Source organism: Rhodovulum sulfidophilum DSM 1374, assembly GCF_001633165.1.
Taxonomy (GTDB): Bacteria; Pseudomonadota; Alphaproteobacteria; order Rhodobacterales; family Rhodobacteraceae; genus Rhodovulum; species Rhodovulum sulfidophilum.
In genome coordinates this window covers 228,558-243,669 of sequence record NZ_CP015418.1, presented here as the reverse complement: position 1 = coordinate 243,669, position 15,112 = coordinate 228,558, and the positions used below count along the sequence as shown (strand labels likewise).

Annotated in this window: 25 protein-coding genes; all 25 read left to right on the top strand. The window is 63.5% G+C overall.

Going from position 1 to position 15,112, the window contains the following annotated elements:
* Nucleotides 1-938 precede the first annotated feature (938 nt).
* The 25 genes from rpsL to rplO all read left to right on the top strand — a co-directional run bounded on the left by rpsL (nucleotide 939) and on the right by rplO (nucleotide 15,078).
* Entirely contained in the window at nucleotides 939-1,310 is a 372-nt protein-coding gene (gene rpsL / locus A6W98_RS01270; protein WP_042456862.1) for a 30S ribosomal protein S12, read from the top strand.
* A gap of 12 nt (nucleotides 1,311-1,322) precedes the next feature.
* Nucleotides 1,323-1,793 (top strand): 30S ribosomal protein S7, encoded by a 471-nt coding sequence (gene rpsG, locus A6W98_RS01265; protein ID WP_042456859.1) that lies wholly within the window; start codon nucleotides 1,323-1,325, stop codon nucleotides 1,791-1,793.
* Nucleotides 1,794-1,819: 26 nt separating this feature from the next.
* Nucleotides 1,820-3,943 (top strand): elongation factor G, encoded by a 2,124-nt coding sequence (fusA, locus tag A6W98_RS01260; RefSeq protein ID WP_042456856.1) that lies wholly within the window; start codon nucleotides 1,820-1,822, stop codon nucleotides 3,941-3,943.
* Between the two features lie 66 nt (nucleotides 3,944-4,009).
* Nucleotides 4,010-5,185, top strand: a complete 1,176-nt coding sequence (gene tuf, locus A6W98_RS01255; protein WP_042456853.1) for an elongation factor Tu — start codon at nucleotides 4,010-4,012, stop codon at nucleotides 5,183-5,185.
* A gap of 57 nt (nucleotides 5,186-5,242) precedes the next feature.
* Nucleotides 5,243-5,551: a 30S ribosomal protein S10 gene (gene rpsJ / locus A6W98_RS01250; protein WP_042456850.1), complete on the top strand. Its 309-nt coding sequence runs from the start codon at nucleotides 5,243-5,245 to the stop codon at nucleotides 5,549-5,551.
* Between the two features lie 14 nt (nucleotides 5,552-5,565).
* The gene (rplC, locus tag A6W98_RS01245; RefSeq protein WP_042456847.1) at nucleotides 5,566-6,291 is read left to right on the top strand and encodes a 50S ribosomal protein L3; all 726 of its coding nucleotides are present in this window, start codon (nucleotides 5,566-5,568) and stop codon (nucleotides 6,289-6,291) included.
* Nucleotides 6,288-6,908, top strand: a complete 621-nt coding sequence (gene rplD / locus A6W98_RS01240; protein ID WP_042456844.1) for a 50S ribosomal protein L4 — start codon at nucleotides 6,288-6,290, stop codon at nucleotides 6,906-6,908. Before rplC ends, rplD begins: the two co-directional genes overlap by 4 nt.
* Nucleotides 6,905-7,201, top strand: coding sequence for a 50S ribosomal protein L23 (locus A6W98_RS01235; protein WP_042456841.1), 297 nt, complete (start codon nucleotides 6,905-6,907; stop codon nucleotides 7,199-7,201). Before rplD ends, A6W98_RS01235 begins: the two co-directional genes overlap by 4 nt.
* Nucleotides 7,202-7,326: 125 nt before the next feature.
* Nucleotides 7,327-8,166 (top strand): 50S ribosomal protein L2, encoded by an 840-nt coding sequence (rplB, locus tag A6W98_RS01230; protein ID WP_042456838.1) that lies wholly within the window; start codon nucleotides 7,327-7,329, stop codon nucleotides 8,164-8,166.
* A 3-nt stretch (nucleotides 8,167-8,169) separates the two neighbouring features.
* Nucleotides 8,170-8,448: a 30S ribosomal protein S19 gene (gene rpsS / locus A6W98_RS01225; protein WP_042456835.1), complete on the top strand. Its 279-nt coding sequence runs from the start codon at nucleotides 8,170-8,172 to the stop codon at nucleotides 8,446-8,448.
* A 5-nt stretch (nucleotides 8,449-8,453) separates the two neighbouring features.
* Entirely contained in the window at nucleotides 8,454-8,834 is a 381-nt protein-coding gene (rplV, locus tag A6W98_RS01220) for a 50S ribosomal protein L22 (RefSeq protein WP_042456831.1), read from the top strand.
* The gene (rpsC, locus tag A6W98_RS01215; RefSeq protein WP_042456829.1) at nucleotides 8,834-9,538 is read left to right on the top strand and encodes a 30S ribosomal protein S3; all 705 of its coding nucleotides are present in this window, start codon (nucleotides 8,834-8,836) and stop codon (nucleotides 9,536-9,538) included. The genes rplV and rpsC overlap by 1 nt, the downstream gene beginning before the upstream one ends.
* Before the next feature lie 19 nt (nucleotides 9,539-9,557).
* A complete protein-coding gene (gene rplP, locus A6W98_RS01210; RefSeq protein ID WP_042456826.1) occupies nucleotides 9,558-9,971 on the top strand; it encodes a 50S ribosomal protein L16 in 414 nt (137 codons plus the stop codon).
* Nucleotides 9,972-10,194: 223 nt separating this feature from the next.
* Nucleotides 10,195-10,395: a 50S ribosomal protein L29 gene (gene rpmC / locus A6W98_RS01205; RefSeq protein WP_042456823.1), complete on the top strand. Its 201-nt coding sequence runs from the start codon at nucleotides 10,195-10,197 to the stop codon at nucleotides 10,393-10,395.
* 14 nt (nucleotides 10,396-10,409) lie between these two features.
* Complete coding sequence (rpsQ, locus tag A6W98_RS01200; RefSeq protein WP_042456821.1) at nucleotides 10,410-10,640, top strand: 30S ribosomal protein S17; 231 nt, start codon at nucleotides 10,410-10,412, stop codon at nucleotides 10,638-10,640.
* 64 nt (nucleotides 10,641-10,704) lie between these two features.
* Nucleotides 10,705-11,073: a 50S ribosomal protein L14 gene (rplN, locus tag A6W98_RS01195; RefSeq protein WP_042456818.1), complete on the top strand. Its 369-nt coding sequence runs from the start codon at nucleotides 10,705-10,707 to the stop codon at nucleotides 11,071-11,073.
* A complete protein-coding gene (gene rplX, locus A6W98_RS01190) occupies nucleotides 11,073-11,387 on the top strand; it encodes a 50S ribosomal protein L24 (protein ID WP_042456815.1) in 315 nt (104 codons plus the stop codon). Before rplN ends, rplX begins: the two co-directional genes overlap by 1 nt.
* The gene (gene rplE, locus A6W98_RS01185; protein WP_042456812.1) at nucleotides 11,380-11,943 is read left to right on the top strand and encodes a 50S ribosomal protein L5; all 564 of its coding nucleotides are present in this window, start codon (nucleotides 11,380-11,382) and stop codon (nucleotides 11,941-11,943) included. Before rplX ends, rplE begins: the two co-directional genes overlap by 8 nt.
* A 21-nt stretch (nucleotides 11,944-11,964) precedes the next feature.
* The gene (gene rpsN / locus A6W98_RS01180; RefSeq protein WP_042456809.1) at nucleotides 11,965-12,270 is read left to right on the top strand and encodes a 30S ribosomal protein S14; all 306 of its coding nucleotides are present in this window, start codon (nucleotides 11,965-11,967) and stop codon (nucleotides 12,268-12,270) included.
* A 12-nt stretch (nucleotides 12,271-12,282) separates the two neighbouring features.
* Complete coding sequence (gene rpsH, locus A6W98_RS01175; RefSeq protein ID WP_143540306.1) at nucleotides 12,283-12,681, top strand: 30S ribosomal protein S8; 399 nt, start codon at nucleotides 12,283-12,285, stop codon at nucleotides 12,679-12,681.
* 12 nt (nucleotides 12,682-12,693) lie between these two features.
* On the top strand, nucleotides 12,694-13,227 hold the full coding sequence (rplF, locus tag A6W98_RS01170) for a 50S ribosomal protein L6 (RefSeq protein ID WP_042456806.1): 534 nt from the start codon (nucleotides 12,694-12,696) through the stop codon (nucleotides 13,225-13,227).
* A gap of 11 nt (nucleotides 13,228-13,238) precedes the next feature.
* Nucleotides 13,239-13,598, top strand: a complete 360-nt coding sequence (gene rplR, locus A6W98_RS01165; RefSeq protein WP_042456803.1) for a 50S ribosomal protein L18 — start codon at nucleotides 13,239-13,241, stop codon at nucleotides 13,596-13,598.
* 11 nt (nucleotides 13,599-13,609) lie between these two features.
* Entirely contained in the window at nucleotides 13,610-14,173 is a 564-nt protein-coding gene (rpsE, locus tag A6W98_RS01160; protein WP_042456799.1) for a 30S ribosomal protein S5, read from the top strand.
* A gap of 12 nt (nucleotides 14,174-14,185) precedes the next feature.
* Nucleotides 14,186-14,374: a 50S ribosomal protein L30 gene (gene rpmD / locus A6W98_RS01155; RefSeq protein ID WP_042456796.1), complete on the top strand. Its 189-nt coding sequence runs from the start codon at nucleotides 14,186-14,188 to the stop codon at nucleotides 14,372-14,374.
* Between the two features lie 227 nt (nucleotides 14,375-14,601).
* Nucleotides 14,602-15,078, top strand: coding sequence for a 50S ribosomal protein L15 (gene rplO, locus A6W98_RS01150; protein WP_042456793.1), 477 nt, complete (start codon nucleotides 14,602-14,604; stop codon nucleotides 15,076-15,078).
* The last annotated feature ends 34 nt before the right edge of the window (nucleotides 15,079-15,112 follow it).

The window sequence follows — 15,112 nt, the reverse complement described above, 5'->3', positions numbered from 1 at the left end:
CGGGGGCGTTTTCGTCGGGGCTCTGTCTCCGGCCGAAATGCCGAAGCCATGCAGAGCAAGCCGTTTGAAAAAGAATGGCGAAAATGCGCCAAGATCGGTGCGGGGGGCGCAAGCGGAGCGCGGCCCGCCGCTCTGGCGACGCAAGGCGTCTGTATCCTGCCCCTGTCCGACGCTGGCCCTGTCTGCGAGGTTGGTGTCGCGCATGGCCCGACGCGGCTTGCAGCGCCCTCCTGATCGGTCCTGCGCGCCATGCTCGGTCTGCGCCCCGCGTGGACGGCCTTGGCGGACCGGCGCAGGGGCGTCCTTGGCATGTCGGGCGATATGACGACGATCCTCCAGGTGATCGGGTCCTCCGGCATGCGGTGGGATCGGCAGTCCATGGTCGCCCGTCTTCGCCGTGTCGGTCCGCAGGCGCGGATTGCGGCCGACTTTGTCATCCTACGGGACATCGACACCCGGGGCTTCGGCGGCGGTTGCTGTACTGGTTCTGCTTCTGCTTCTGCCGGCGGCCACAGTCCTTGGCGTGCGCTCCGGCGAGATGGCTCCGGGTGCTGCGAGAGGCCTGGCGGGAGCAAGCGTCCGTTGCTTGCGCGACCGGTTCATGCAGCTCCGCGCTTATCCTTCGGAGGGCTTTGTTCGGGGCAGGGGCGTCGGGGCGGACCGGGCTGGGCGCGGTCATCGCGGCGGCACGGCCGCTGCGGTGTTGACACCCCTCTCGACTCGACATATACCGCTGCCACTTCGGGCTGGCGAACCAACCTGCCGTGTCTGATACCGAAACTGATGTGGTCATGATCCGGGCCCTATGCCCCGATCCTCTGGAACTCCACCGCGTCGTTCCCGCGAATAGGGGAACGAATGCGGTTTTCGCGTTGCCGTAGACCATTGCGGGCGCACCGAAGAAGAGATTTGAACGGGTTGCAATACGGGGAACCGGGATGCCGACAATCCAACAGCTGATCCGCAAGCCGCGGCAGCCGAAAGTGAAACGCCAGAAGTCGCAGCACCTGCAGGCCTGCCCGCAGAAGCGCGGCGTCTGCACGCGCGTTTACACCACTACGCCGAAGAAGCCGAACTCGGCCATGCGGAAGGTCGCCAAGGTGCGCCTGACCAATGGTTTCGAGGTGATCAGCTACATCCCTGGCGAGAGCCACAACCTGCAGGAGCACTCGGTCGTGCTGATCCGCGGCGGCCGGGTGAAAGACCTTCCCGGTGTCCGCTATCACATCCTCCGCGGTGTGCTGGACACCCAGGGCGTCAAAGACCGTAAGCAGCGCCGCTCGAAATACGGCGCGAAGCGTCCGAAGTAAGGAGAGACGTAGATGTCCCGCCGTCACGCTGCCGAGAAGCGCGAAATCCTGCCCGACGCCAAGTTTGGCGATCGTGTGCTGACGAAATTCATGAACAACCTGATGGTCGACGGCAAGAAATCTGCCGCCGAAAGCATCGTCTACAACGCGCTGGACCGCGTCGAGGGCCGTCTCAAGCGGGCCCCGGTCGAGGTGTTCCACGAGGCGCTCGACAACGTGAAACCCGCCGTCGAGGTTCGCTCGCGCCGGGTCGGCGGTGCCACCTATCAGGTGCCGGTCGAAGTGCGCCCCGAGCGCCGTGAGGCCCTTGCGATCCGCTGGCTGATCGATGCCAGCCGCAAGCGCAACGAGAACACCATGGAAGAGCGGCTCGCCGGCGAACTGATGGACGCCGTGCAGTCCCGTGGCACCGCGGTGAAGAAACGCGAAGACACCCACAAGATGGCCGACGCCAACAAAGCGTTCAGCCATTATCGCTGGTAACAAAACTTTAGCCTTAGGACCCTCCAATGGCCCGCGCTTATCCTCTTCAACGCTACCGGAACTTCGGGATCATGGCCCACATCGATGCGGGCAAGACCACGACGACCGAGCGCATCCTCTTTTACACCGGCAAGTCCCACAAGCTCGGCGAAGTCCATGACGGCGCCGCGACCATGGACTGGATGGAACAGGAGCAGGAGCGGGGGATCACCATCACTTCGGCTGCGACCACGACTTTCTGGCAGCGTCAGGAAGATCCGACGGCGGAAGGGACCTCCGACACCAAATACCGCTTCAACATCATCGACACCCCCGGCCACGTCGACTTCACCATCGAAGTCGAGCGGTCGCTGGCCGTGCTCGACGGCGCGATCTGCCTTCTCGATGCCAATGCCGGCGTCGAGCCGCAGACCGAGACCGTCTGGCGTCAGGCCGACCGTTACAAGGTTCCGCGCATCGTCTTCGTCAACAAGATGGACAAGATCGGCGCCGACTTCTTCAACTGCGTGAAGATGATCAAGGACCGCACCGGCGCCACCCCCTGCCCGATCGCGCTGCCGATCGGTGCCGAGGACAAGCTGGAAGGCATCATCGATCTCGTCTCCATGGAAGAATGGACCTGGAAGGGCGAGGACCTCGGGGCCTCCTGGACCCGTCAGGAGATCCGTGCCGAGCTGAAGGATGTGGCCGACGAGTGGCGGTCGAACCTGGTCGAGCTTGCCGTCGAGCAGGACGACGAGGCGATGGAAGCCTATCTCGAAGGCAACGAACCCGACACCGATACCCTGCACCAGTTGATCCGCAAGGGCACGCTGGCGCTGGCCTTCGTGCCGGTGACCGCCGGGTCGTCCTTCAAGAACAAGGGCGTGCAGCCGCTGCTGAACGCCGTGATCGACTATCTTCCCTCGCCGCTGGACGTGCCCGCCTATATGGGCTTCGCGCCGGATGACGAAACCGAAGAGCGCAACATCGCCCGTCACGCCAATGACGACGAGCCGTTCTCGGCGCTTGCGTTCAAGATCATGAACGACCCCTTCGTCGGCTCGCTGACCTTTACCCGGATCTATTCCGGCGTGATGAAGAAGGGTGAATCGATCCTGAACGCGACCAAGGGCAAGAAAGAGCGCGTCGGTCGGATGATGATGATGCACTCGAACAACCGCGAGGAAATCGACGAGGCCTTCGCGGGCGACATCATCGCGCTTGCCGGTCTGAAGGAAACCACCACGGGCGACACCCTGTGCGATGCCTCCAAGCCGGTGGTTCTGGAAACCATGAGCTTCCCCGATCCGGTGATCGAGATCGCCGTCGAGCCGAAATCGAAGGCCGACCAGGAGAAGATGGCTCTGGCGCTGCAGCGTCTTGCGGCCGAGGATCCGTCCTTCCGCGTCGAGACCAACATCGAATCCGGTCAGACCATCATGAAGGGCATGGGCGAACTTCACCTCGACATCCTGGTCGACCGCATGAAGCGGGAGTTCAAGGTCGAGGCGAATATCGGCGCCCCGCAGGTGGCCTATCGCGAGACCATCAGCCACAAGGCCGATGTCGACTACACCCACAAGAAGCAGACCGGCGGCACGGGCCAGTTCGCCCGCGTCAAGCTCGAGATCATGCCGACCGAGCCGGGCGAGGGCTACTCGTTCGAAAGCCGGATCGTCGGTGGTGCGGTGCCGAAGGAATACATCCCCGGCGTCGAGAAGGGCATCAAGTCGGTCATGGATTCGGGCCCGCTGGCCGGCTTCCCGGTAATCGACCTCAAGGTGGCCCTGGTCGACGGTGCCTTCCACGACGTCGACTCGTCGGTCCTGGCCTTCGAGATCGCGACCCGCGCGGGGATGCGCGAAGGCCTCAAGAAGGCCGGCGCCAAGCTGCTCGAGCCGATCATGAAGGTCGAGGTGGTGACGCCCGAGGAATATACCGGCAGCATCATCGGCGACCTGACCAGCCGTCGCGGCATGGTGCAGGGCCAGGATACCCGCGGGAATGCCAACGTGATCAGCGCCATGGTGCCGCTGGCCAACATGTTCGGTTACATCAACACGCTGCGCTCGATGTCCTCGGGCCGCGCCGTGTTCACGATGCAGTTCGACCATTACGAGCCGGTTCCGCAGAACATCAGCGATGAAATCCAGGCGAAATACGCCTGAACGTGACACGGTCCGGGCGCGCGCTGCGCGGCGACGCCCGGCATCAAGGAACTAGAGGAGACGACCATGGGTAAGGCAAAGTTCGAACGGACGAAACCGCACGTTAACATCGGCACGATCGGCCACGTTGACCACGGCAAGACGACGCTGACGGCTGCGATCACGAAGTATTTCGGCGACTTCAGGGCCTATGACCAGATCGACGGTGCGCCCGAGGAAAAAGCGCGCGGGATCACGATCTCGACGGCGCATGTGGAATACGAGACCGAGGCCCGTCACTACGCCCACGTCGACTGCCCCGGCCACGCCGACTACGTGAAGAACATGATCACGGGTGCGGCCCAGATGGACGGCGCGATCCTGGTGGTGAACGCGGCCGACGGCCCGATGCCGCAGACCCGCGAGCACATCCTGCTGGCGCGGCAGGTCGGCGTTCCGGCGCTGGTCGTGTTCATGAACAAGGTCGACCAGGTGGACGACGCCGAGCTTCTGGAACTCGTCGAGATGGAGATCCGCGAGCTTCTGTCGAGCTACGACTTCCCCGGCGACGACATCCCGATCATCGCCGGCTCGGCGCTGGCGGCGATGGAAGGCCGCGACCCGGAAATCGGCGAGAACAAGATCCGCGAGCTGATGGCGGCGGTCGACGAGTTCATCCCGACCCCGGAACGTCCGGTCGACCTGCCCTTCCTGATGCCGATCGAGGACGTGTTCTCGATCTCGGGCCGCGGCACCGTGGTGACCGGCCGTGTCGAGCGTGGCGTGGTGAATGTGGGCGACGAGCTTGAGATCGTGGGTATCCGCGACACCAAGAAGACCACCTGCACCGGTGTCGAGATGTTCCGCAAGCTGCTTGACCGCGGCGAGGCCGGCGACAATATCGGCGCGCTGCTGCGCGGCATCGACCGCGACCAGGTCGAGCGTGGCCAGGTCCTGTGCAAACCGGGCTCGGTGACGCCGCATACGGTGTTCGAGGCCGAGGCCTACATCCTGACCAAGGAAGAGGGTGGCCGTCACACTCCGTTCTTCGCGAACTACCGTCCGCAGTTCTACTTCCGCACGACGGACGTGACCGGGACGGTCGAGCTTCCCGAAGGCACCGAGATGGTGATGCCGGGCGACAACCTGAAGTTCAAGGTCGAGCTGATCGCGCCGATCGCGATGGAAGAGAAGCTCCGCTTCGCCATCCGCGAAGGCGGCCGCACCGTCGGCGCCGGCGTCGTCGCCAAGATCATCAAGTAACGCAAAAGGCCCGGGCGGGTCAGTTTGACCCGCCCTTCAGCCTGAGGGCAAAAAAACATGCAAAGTCAGAATATCCGCATTCGGCTGAAGGCCTTCGACTACCGCGTTCTGGATGCCAGCACGCAGGAGATCGTGAATACCGCCAAGCGGACCGGCGCCCAGGTGCGCGGGCCCATTCCGCTGCCGAACAAGATCGAGAAATTCACGGTTCTTCGTGGCCCCCACATCGACAAGAAGTCCCGTGACCAGTGGGAAATCCGCACGCACAAGCGGCTTCTCGACATCATCGACCCGACCCCCCAGACCGTGGACGCGCTCATGAAGCTCGACCTCGCCGCGGGTGTCGACGTCGAGATCAAGGTTTGAGGAGGGCACCCAGGATGCGCTCTGGTGTGATTGCAAAGAAGCTGGGCATGACCCGGCTGTTCATGGACGACGGACGTCAGGTGCCCGTCACCGTCCTGCAGCTTGACGGCTGCCAGGTGGTGGCCCAGCGGACCGTCGAAACCGATGGCTACACGGCTGTTCAGCTCGGCTCGGGCTCGGCCAAGGCCAAGCGGGTCTCGGCAGCGATGCGCGGCCATTTCGCCAAGGCCAGCGTGGCGCCGAAGCGGAAGGTCGCGGAATTCCGCGTGGCCCCCGAGAACCTGATCGGTGTCGGTGAGGAAATCACCGCCGATCATTACTTCGAAGGCCAGTTCGTCGATGTCTCGGGCACCTCGATCGGCAAGGGCTTTGCCGGTGCGATGAAACGGCACAATTTCGGCGGTCTGCGCGCCTCACACGGCGTGTCGATCAGCCACCGGTCGCATGGTTCGACCGGTCAGTGTCAGGACCCGGGCCGCGTGTTCAAGGGCAAGAAGATGGCCGGCCACATGGGCGCAGCCCGCGTGACCACGCAGAACCTGCAGGTCGTCAAGACCGATGCCGATCGTGGCCTGATCATGATCAAGGGTGCGGTTCCCGGCGCCAAGGGCGGCTGGGTGACGATCAAGGACGCGGTCAAGAAGGCGACCCCGGACAATCTGGTCCTGCCGGCTGCTCTGAAATCGGCCCAGGCCGAGGCGACCGCTGCCGAAGCGCCCGCCGAAGGAGGCGAAGAATGAAACTCGACGTGATCAAACTGGACGGCGCCAAGGCCGGCACCGTCGATCTCGGCGACGAGATCTTCGGCCTCGAGCCCCGTACCGACATCCTGCACCGCGTGGTGCGCTGGCAGCGCGCCCGTGCGCAGGCCGGCACCCACAAGGTCAAGACCCGGTCCGAGACCAGCTACTCGACCAAGAAGATCTATCGCCAGAAGGGCACCGGCGGCGCACGCCACGGTGACCGGAATGCGCCGATCTTCCGCAAGGGTGGCGTCTACAAGGGGCCGACCCCGCGCAGCCATGCCCACGACCTGCCGAAGAAATTCCGTAAGCTGGGTCTCAAGCACGCGCTCAGCGCCAAGCTGAAGGCGGGCGAGCTGATCGTTCTGGAGACGGCCGATATGGCCGCGCCCAAGACCTCGGAACTGGCCAAATCGGTCAAGAACCTGGGCTGGAAGCGCGTGCTGATCATCGATGGCGCCGAGGTGAACGAGAACTTCGCCATGGCGGCGCGCAACATCGAGGGTCTCGATGTGCTGCCGTCGATGGGCGCCAACGTCTATGACATCCTCCGCCGTGACACCCTCGTGCTCACCAAGGCGGGTGTCGAAGCCCTGGAGGCTCGACTGAAATGAGCGTGAAGCCGGAACATTACGACGTGATCCGCAAGCCGATCATCACCGAGAAAGCGACGATGGCCTCCGAGGCCAATGCCGTGGTCTTCGAAGTGGCGATGGATGCGAACAAGCCCGAGATCAAGGAAGCGGTCGAAAACCTCTTCGGCGTGAAGGTGAAGGCGGTCAACACCACCATCACCAAGGGCAAGGTCAAGCGGTTCAAGGGGATCCTCGGTCGCCGCAAGAACGTCAAGAAGGCCTATGTGACCCTCGAGGAGGGGAACACTATCGACGTGACCACGGGTCTCTGATAGAAGGCAACGAATCTTCGGCCCCGGCTTTAACCGGGGCCGGATTTTTTCCATCAAGGCGGGGTCTTCGGATCCCTGACGACAACCGGACCATTCTGGTCCGAAGCTGACGGAAGACAGAAAGCATGGCACTCAAGTCGTACAAGCCGACGACGCCGGGCCAGCGTGGGCTGGTTCTGATCGACCGTTCCGAGCTTTGGAAAGGCCGCCCGGTCAAGACCCTCACCGAGGGTCTGACCAAATCGGGTGGCCGGAACAATGCCGGGCGGATCACGGCACGCCGCCGGGGCGGCGGGGCGAAACGCCTCTACCGCATCGTGGATTTCAAGCGCACGAAGCTCGACGTGGGCGGAGCCGTCGAACGGATCGAATACGACCCGAACCGGACCGCCTTCATCGCCCTGATCCGCTACGAGGATGGCGAGCTGGCCTATATCCTGGCGCCGCAGCGCCTGGCCGTGGGTGACAAGGTCGTCGCCTCGAAGAAAGCCGACGTGAAGCCCGGCAACGCGATGCCCTTCACCGGCCTGCCGATCGGCACGATCGTCCACAATGTCGAGCTGAAGCCCGGCAAGGGCGGCCAGATCGCGCGCGCCGCGGGCACCTATGCCCAGTTCGTCGGTCGTGATGGCGGCTATGCCCAGATCCGCCTCTCCTCGGGCGAGCTGCGGCTGGTGCGTCAGGAATGCATGGCCACCGTCGGTGCCGTGTCGAACCCCGACAATTCGAACCAGAACATCGGCAAGGCCGGCCGCAACCGCCATCTCGGCAAGCGTCCGTCGGTCCGCGGTGTGGTCATGAACCCGATCGATCACCCCCATGGCGGCGGTGAAGGCCGGACTTCGGGCGGCCGTCATCCGGTCACCCCCTGGGGCAAGCCGACCAAGGGCGCCAAGACGCGCCGCAACAAGACGACCGACAAGTACATTCTCCGGTCCCGTCACGCGCGCAAGAAGGGTCGTTAAGCCATGTCTCGTTCTGTCTGGAAAGGCCCCTTCGTCGACTCTTATGTCCTCAAGAAGGCCGAGAAAGCCCGGGAATCGGGCCGCAACGAGGTCATCAAGATCTGGTCGCGCCGTTCCACCATCCTGCCCCAGTTCGTGGGGCTCACCTTTGGCGTCTATAACGGCCACAAGCACATCCCCGTGTCGGTGTCCGAAGATATGATCGGCCAGAAATTCGGTGAATACTCGCCGACCCGGACCTATTACGGTCACGCGGCCGACAAAAAAGCGAAGAAGAGGTAAGCGTCATGGGCAAGGCAAAGAACCCCCGCCGCGTGGCCGAGAATGAGGCGATGGCCAAGACGCGCATGCTTCGCACCTCTCCGCAGAAGCTGAACCTGGTCGCTGCGATGATCCGGGGCAAGAAGGTCGACCGTGCGCTTTCGGACCTGACCTTCTCGAAGAAGCGGATCGCCGACGATGTGAAGAAGTGCCTTCAGTCCGCGATCGCCAACGCCGAGAACAACCACAACCTCGACGTCGACGAACTGATCGTGGCCGAGGCCTATGTGGGCAAGAACCTGACGCTGAAGCGCGGTCGTCCGCGCGCCCGTGGCCGGTTCGGCAAGATCATGAAGCCGTTCTCGGAACTCACCATCAAGGTCCGCCAGGTCGAGGAGCAAGCCTAATGGGTCACAAGGTCAATCCGATCGGCATGCGCCTCCAGGTCAACCGGACCTGGGATAGCCGCTGGTACGCCGACACCAAGGATTACGGCGATCTTCTGCTCGAAGACGTCAAGATGCGCGACTTCATCCGCGCCGAGTGCAAGCAGGCCGGCGTCAGCCGCATCATCATCGAGCGTCCGCACAAGAAATGCCGGGTGACGATCCACACGGCGCGTCCGGGTGTGATCATCGGCAAGAAAGGCGCGGATATCGAGACGCTGCGCAAGAAGCTTGCCAACATGACCAAGAGCGAGCTGCATCTCAACATCGTCGAGGTCCGCAAGCCCGAGCTCGACGGTCAGCTGGTGGCGGAATCGATCGCCCAGCAGCTGGAACGCCGGGTCAGCTTCCGCCGCGCGATGAAACGCTCGGTGCAAAACGCCATGCGCATGGGGGCGCTGGGTATCCGGGTCAACGTGTCGGGCCGCCTCGGCGGCGCCGAGATCGCCCGGACGGAATGGTATCGCGAAGGTCGGGTGCCGCTGCACACGCTGCGCGCCGACATCGACTATGCCACCGCCGAAGCCACGACGCCCTACGGCATCATCGGCATCAAGGTCTGGATCTTCAAAGGCGAGATCATGGAGCACGATCCCAGTGCCCGCGACCGTCGTCAGGCAGAGCTCCAGGAGGGCGGGAGCGGCCCGTCCCGTCCGCGCCGCTGAGCCCTGAAGGAGAACAGAGATGCTGCAACCCAAGCGCACGAAATTCCGCAAGATGCACAAGGGCCGGATTCACGGCCAGGCAAAAGGCGGATTCGAGCTCAACTTCGGCCATTTCGGCCTGAAGGCGACTGAGCCCGAGCGAGTGACCGCGCGTCAGATCGAGGCTGCCCGCCGCGCCCTGACCCGCCACATGAAACGTCAGGGCCGGGTCTGGATCCGGATCTTCCCCGACACCCCCGTCTCGTCGAAACCGACCGAGGTCCGGATGGGTAAAGGGAAGGGCTCCGTCGATTTCTGGGCCGCGAAGATCAAGCCGGGCCGGATCATGTTCGAGATCGACGGTGTCAACGAGGCCATCGCCCGCGAGGCGCTGCGTCTTGCGGCCATGAAGCTGCCGATCAAGACCCGGATCGTCGAACGCGAAGACTGGTAATCCCGGTCGCTTGAAATCACGAAGGGCCCCCGCGCCAAGGCGGGGGCCTTTTCTTTCCGGTGGTTCCCGACGCGCTGCCCGGACGGGCGGATGCGATCGGGGCTTGCTTTATTCGGGTTTGGGGCTTATGCGGGCCTCTCATCCGCGAACCTCCATCGGAATCAGGGTGACCCTCGCGAGAGGCTTGGGGCCCTCCGTTGATGTTGAAAGGACGATACAGGCGATGAACGCCCAGGAACTGCGAGACAAAACGCCCGACCAGCTGCGCGAAGCGCTGGCGAGCCTGAAGAAAGAGGCCTTCAACCTGCGCTTCCAGCAGGCCACGAATGCGCTCGAGAACACCGCCCGCTTCCGCGAAGTCCGCCGCGACGTCGCGCGCGTGAAGACGGTGCTGAACGAAAAAGCCGCCAAGGCGTCGGAATAAGGGGAGCCTGACAGATGCCCAAACGTATCCTGCAAGGCACCGTGACCAGCGATCTGAACGATCAGACCGTCACCGTCCTGGTCGAACGCCGTTTCACGCACCCCGTGCTGAAGAAGACCATTCGTAAGTCCAAGAAATACCGGGCTCACGACGAGAACAACACCTTCAAGGTGGGCGACCGTGTGCGCATTCAGGAATGTGCGCCGAAGTCGAAGACGAAACGCTGGGAGGTGGTGCAGGCCTGACCTGTACCGCCTTTCGGTTTGAGCGAAACCCTGGGACTCGGTCCCAAAGGTCGGGAGTAACCCAATGATCCAGATGCAGACCAATCTGGATGTCGCTGACAACTCCGGCGCACGCCGGGTTCAGTGCATCAAGGTCCTCGGTGGGTCCAAGCGGAAATACGCTTCTGTCGGCGACATCATCGTCGTCTCGGTAAAGGAAGCCATTCCGCGTGGCCGCGTCAAGAAAGGCGATGTCCGCAAGGCTGTCGTCGTGCGCACCGCCAAGGAAGTCCGTCGCGAAGACGGAACCGCGATCCGCTTTGATCGCAACGCCGCCGTGATCCTCAACAACAACAACGAGCCCGTCGGCACCCGGATCTTCGGGCCCGTCGTGCGCGAGCTTCGTGCCAAGAGCTTCATGAAGATCATCTCGCTGGCTCCGGAGGTGCTCTGATGGCTGCCAAGCTTAAGAAGGACGACAAGGTCGTCGTGCTCGCGGGCAAGGACAAGGGCCGCGAAGGCACCATCCTCTCGGTCGATCCCAAGGCCGGCAAGGCCGTCGTCGAGGGCCTGAACATGGCGGTGCGTCACCAGCGCCAGACCCAGAACAGCCAGGGCGGCCGCGTGCCGAAAGCCATGCCGATCGACCTGTCCAACCTGGCCATCGTCGATCCCAAGGAAGGTGGCCCGACCCGCGTCGGCTTCCGCGTGGAAGACGGCAAGAAGGTTCGCTTTGCCAAGAAATCGGGGGAAGTGATCGATGCTTGATGCTGCCACCTATACCCCGCGTCTCAAGTCGCTCTACCGGGAAACCATCCGGGCCGCTCTGAAGGAAGAGTTCGGCTACAAGAACGACATGATGATCCCGCGGCTCGACAAGATCGTGCTCAACATCGGCTGCGGTGCCGAGGCTGTGCGCGATTCGAAGAAGTCGAAATCGGCGCAGGAAGATCTGAGCCAGATCGCCGGTCAGAAAGCCGTCGTCACCAAGGCCAAGAAGTCGATCGCCGGCTTCCGCGTCCGCGAGGACATGCCGCTGGGGACCAAGGTCACGCTTCGCGGCGACCGGATGTACGAATTCCTCGACCGCCTGATCACCATTGCGATGCCGCGTATCCGGGACTTCCGGGGCGTTTCGGGCAAGGCCTTCGACGGCCGCGGCAACTACGCGATGGGCCTGAAAGAGCACATCGTGTTCCCCGAGATCGAGTACGACAAAGTCGACGAGGTCTGGGGCATGGACATCGTCATTGCCACGACCGCGAGCACCGACGCGGAAGCGAAGGCGCTGTTGAAGCACTTCAACATGCCGTTCAACAGCTGATCGCGGGAGGGAGAACACTACATGGCTAAGAAATCTATGGTTCAGCGCGAGCTCAAGCGTCAGCGCCTGGTCGAGAAATACGCGACCAAGCGTGCGAAGCTGAAAGAGATCGCGACCAACGAGGATCTTCCGATGGAAGAGCGGTTCAAGGCGCGGCTCAAGCTTGCCAAGCTGCCGCGCAACTCCTCGGCTACCCGGCTGCACAACCGCTGCCAGCTCACCGGGCGTCCGCACGCCTATTACCGCAAGTTGAAAATCTCGCGGATCATGCTGCGCGATCTGGGCTCGATGGGCCAGATCCCCGGCATGGTGAAGTCGAGCTGGTAAGGAGGGGAAGAGATGTCCGTGAACGATCCTCTCGGCGATATGCTGACCCGCATCCGCAACGCGCAGATGCGTGGCAAATCGACGGTGCGTACACCCGCCTCCAGGCTCCGTGCCTGGGTGCTCGACGTGCTGAAGGATGAAGGCTACATCCGCGGCTATGAGGCCACGACCGGCAAGACCGGCCTGCCCGAGCTGGAAGTCAGCCTGAAATACTATGAAGGCCAGCCGGTCATTCGCGAAGTCAAGCGCGTCTCGACCCCCGGCCGTCGTGTCTACATGAGCGTGAAGGACCTGCCCTCGGTGCGCCAGGGTCTGGGTGTCTCGATCGTGTCGACGTCCAAGGGCGTGATGTCGGATGCGTCTGCGCGGTCGGCGAATGTCGGCGGCGAAGTGCTCTGCACGGTGTTCTGAGGAGGGAAGGCAATGTCTCGTATTGGTAAGAAACCGGTCGAGCTGCCGTCGGGTGTTTCCGCATCCGTCTCCGGCCAGACCGTCGAAGTGAAGGGGCCCAAGGGCACCCGCATCTTCACCGCGACCGACGATGTCACCATCGCGGTCGAGGATAACACCGTCAGCATCACGCCGCGCGGTACGTCCAAGCGTGCCCGCCAGCAGTGGGGCATGTCCCGCAGCATGGTCGCGAACCTCGTCAAGGGGGTGAGCGATGGTTTCAAGCGCGAGCTTGAGATCCAGGGTGTGGGCTATCGTGCCGCGATGCAGGGCAACGTGCTCAAGCTCAACCTCGGCTACTCGCATGATGTCAATTTCGAGGTCCCTCAGGGCGTCACCGTGACCGCCCCGAAACCGACCGAGATCGTGGTGGAAGGCATCGACCAGCAACAGGTCGGGCAGGTCGCCGCGAACATCCGCGAGTGGCGCGGCCCCGAGCCCTACAAGGGCAAGGGCATCCGCTACAAGGGTGAGTTCATCTTCCGCAAGGAAGGCAAGAAGAAGTAAGGGCGCGACAGATGGCAAACAGCAAAAGACACCTGTTCCTGAAACGCCGCCTGCGCGTTCGGAACAAGCTTCGCAAGATGAATGCCGGGCGGCTTCGCCTGTCGGTTCATCGCAGCAACAAGAACATCAGCGTGCAGCTGATCGACGACGTTCAGGGCACGACCCTGGCCGCGGCGTCCTCGCTCGAGAAAGAGCTGGGCGTTATCGGCAAGAACAATGTCGAGGCGGCTGCCAAGGTGGGCTCGGTGATCGCCGAGCGCGCCAAGAAAGCCGGTGTCGAAGAGTGCTACTTCGACCGTGGTGGCTTCCTCTTTCACGGGAGTGTCAAGGCTTTGGCCGACGCCGCCCGTGAAGGCGGCCTGAAGTTCTAAGGAGACGACATATGGCAGAACGTGAGCACCGCCGGGACCGCCGCGACCGCGACGAGAACCCGGAATTCGCCGATCGTCTCGTGGCGATCAACCGGGTGTCCAAGACCGTGAAAGGGGGCAAGCGCTTCGGCTTTGCCGCTCTCGTGGTCGTGGGCGACCAGAAGGGTCGTGTCGGCTTCGGCAAGGGCAAGGCCAAGGAAGTGCCGGAGGCGATCCGCAAGGCGACCGAGCAGGCCAAGCGCAGCCTGATGCGCGTGCCGCTGCGCGAAGGCCGCACCCTGCACCATGACATCGAGGGCCGCCATGGCGCGGGCCGCGTGGTGATGCGTACCGCCCCGCAAGGGACCGGGATCATCGCCGGTGGTCCGATGCGTGCCGTGTTCGAGATGCTGGGCGTGCAGGACGTGGTCGCGAAGTCGGTCGGTTCGCAGAACCCCTACAACATGATCCGCGCGACGCTGGACGGGCTCTCCCGTGAAAGCTCGCCGCGTCAGGTTGCGCAACGCCGTGGCAAGAAGGTCGCTGAAATCCTGAAGAAGGATGATGCGCCGGTTGCCGAAGCGGCTGAAGCGTAAGGAGACCCGAGCATGGCCAAGACCATCGTCGTCAAGCAGATCGGCTCGCCGATCCGCCGCCCCGACATCCAGCGCCGGACCCTGATCGGTCTGGGGCTGAACAAGATGCACAAGACCCGGGAACTGGAAGACACCCCCGCGATCCGCGGCATGGTTTCCAAGATCCCGCACCTGGTCGAGATCATCGAAGAGCGCGGCTGATCGTCCGCTCTCGGCTTTGAAAGGCGCTCCGGTCCTCCGGGGCGCCTTTTTCATTTCCTGAACGATGGCCGGGCAGGGTGGCAGGCCCGCGACTTGCGAATCCCTTGCTTCCGCGCGGTCCGGCGTCTATACGCCACCGGTGGCCCGTCAGGGCCGCCTCAGCCAGTCAAGAAACGCCGTGGCCGCCCAACTCGCTTCGGGGGCGCGTCCGGCCAAGGAGAAGCGACATGAAACTGAACGAACTGCGCGACAATGACGGCGCCGCCAAGAAAGCCAAGCGGATCGGCCGCGGCCCGGGCTCGGGCAAGGGCAAGATGGGTGGCCGTGGTATCAAGGGTCAGAAATCCCGCTCGGGTGTGGCGATCAACGGGTATGAAGGCGGCCAGATGCCGCTCTACCAACGTCTGCCCAAGCGCGGCTTCAACAAGCCGAACCGCAAGTCCTATGCGGTGGTGAACCTGGGCCTGATCCAGAAATTCGTCGAAGCCGGCAAGCTCGACGCTTCGGCGCCGATCACCGAAGATGCGCTGCTGGCCTCGGGGCTGGTGCGCCGCAAGCTCGACGGCGTCCGCGTGCTGGCGAAAGGCGAGGTGACCTCGAAGCTTTCGATCGAAGTCACCGGTGCGTCGAAAGCCGCGATCGAGGCGGTCGAGAAGGCCGGCGGATCGCTCAAGGTCGCGACCGTCGCGGCCGAGGCCGCGTAAGGCTTCGAATTAAGGGATTGTGGGCGGCGTCCGC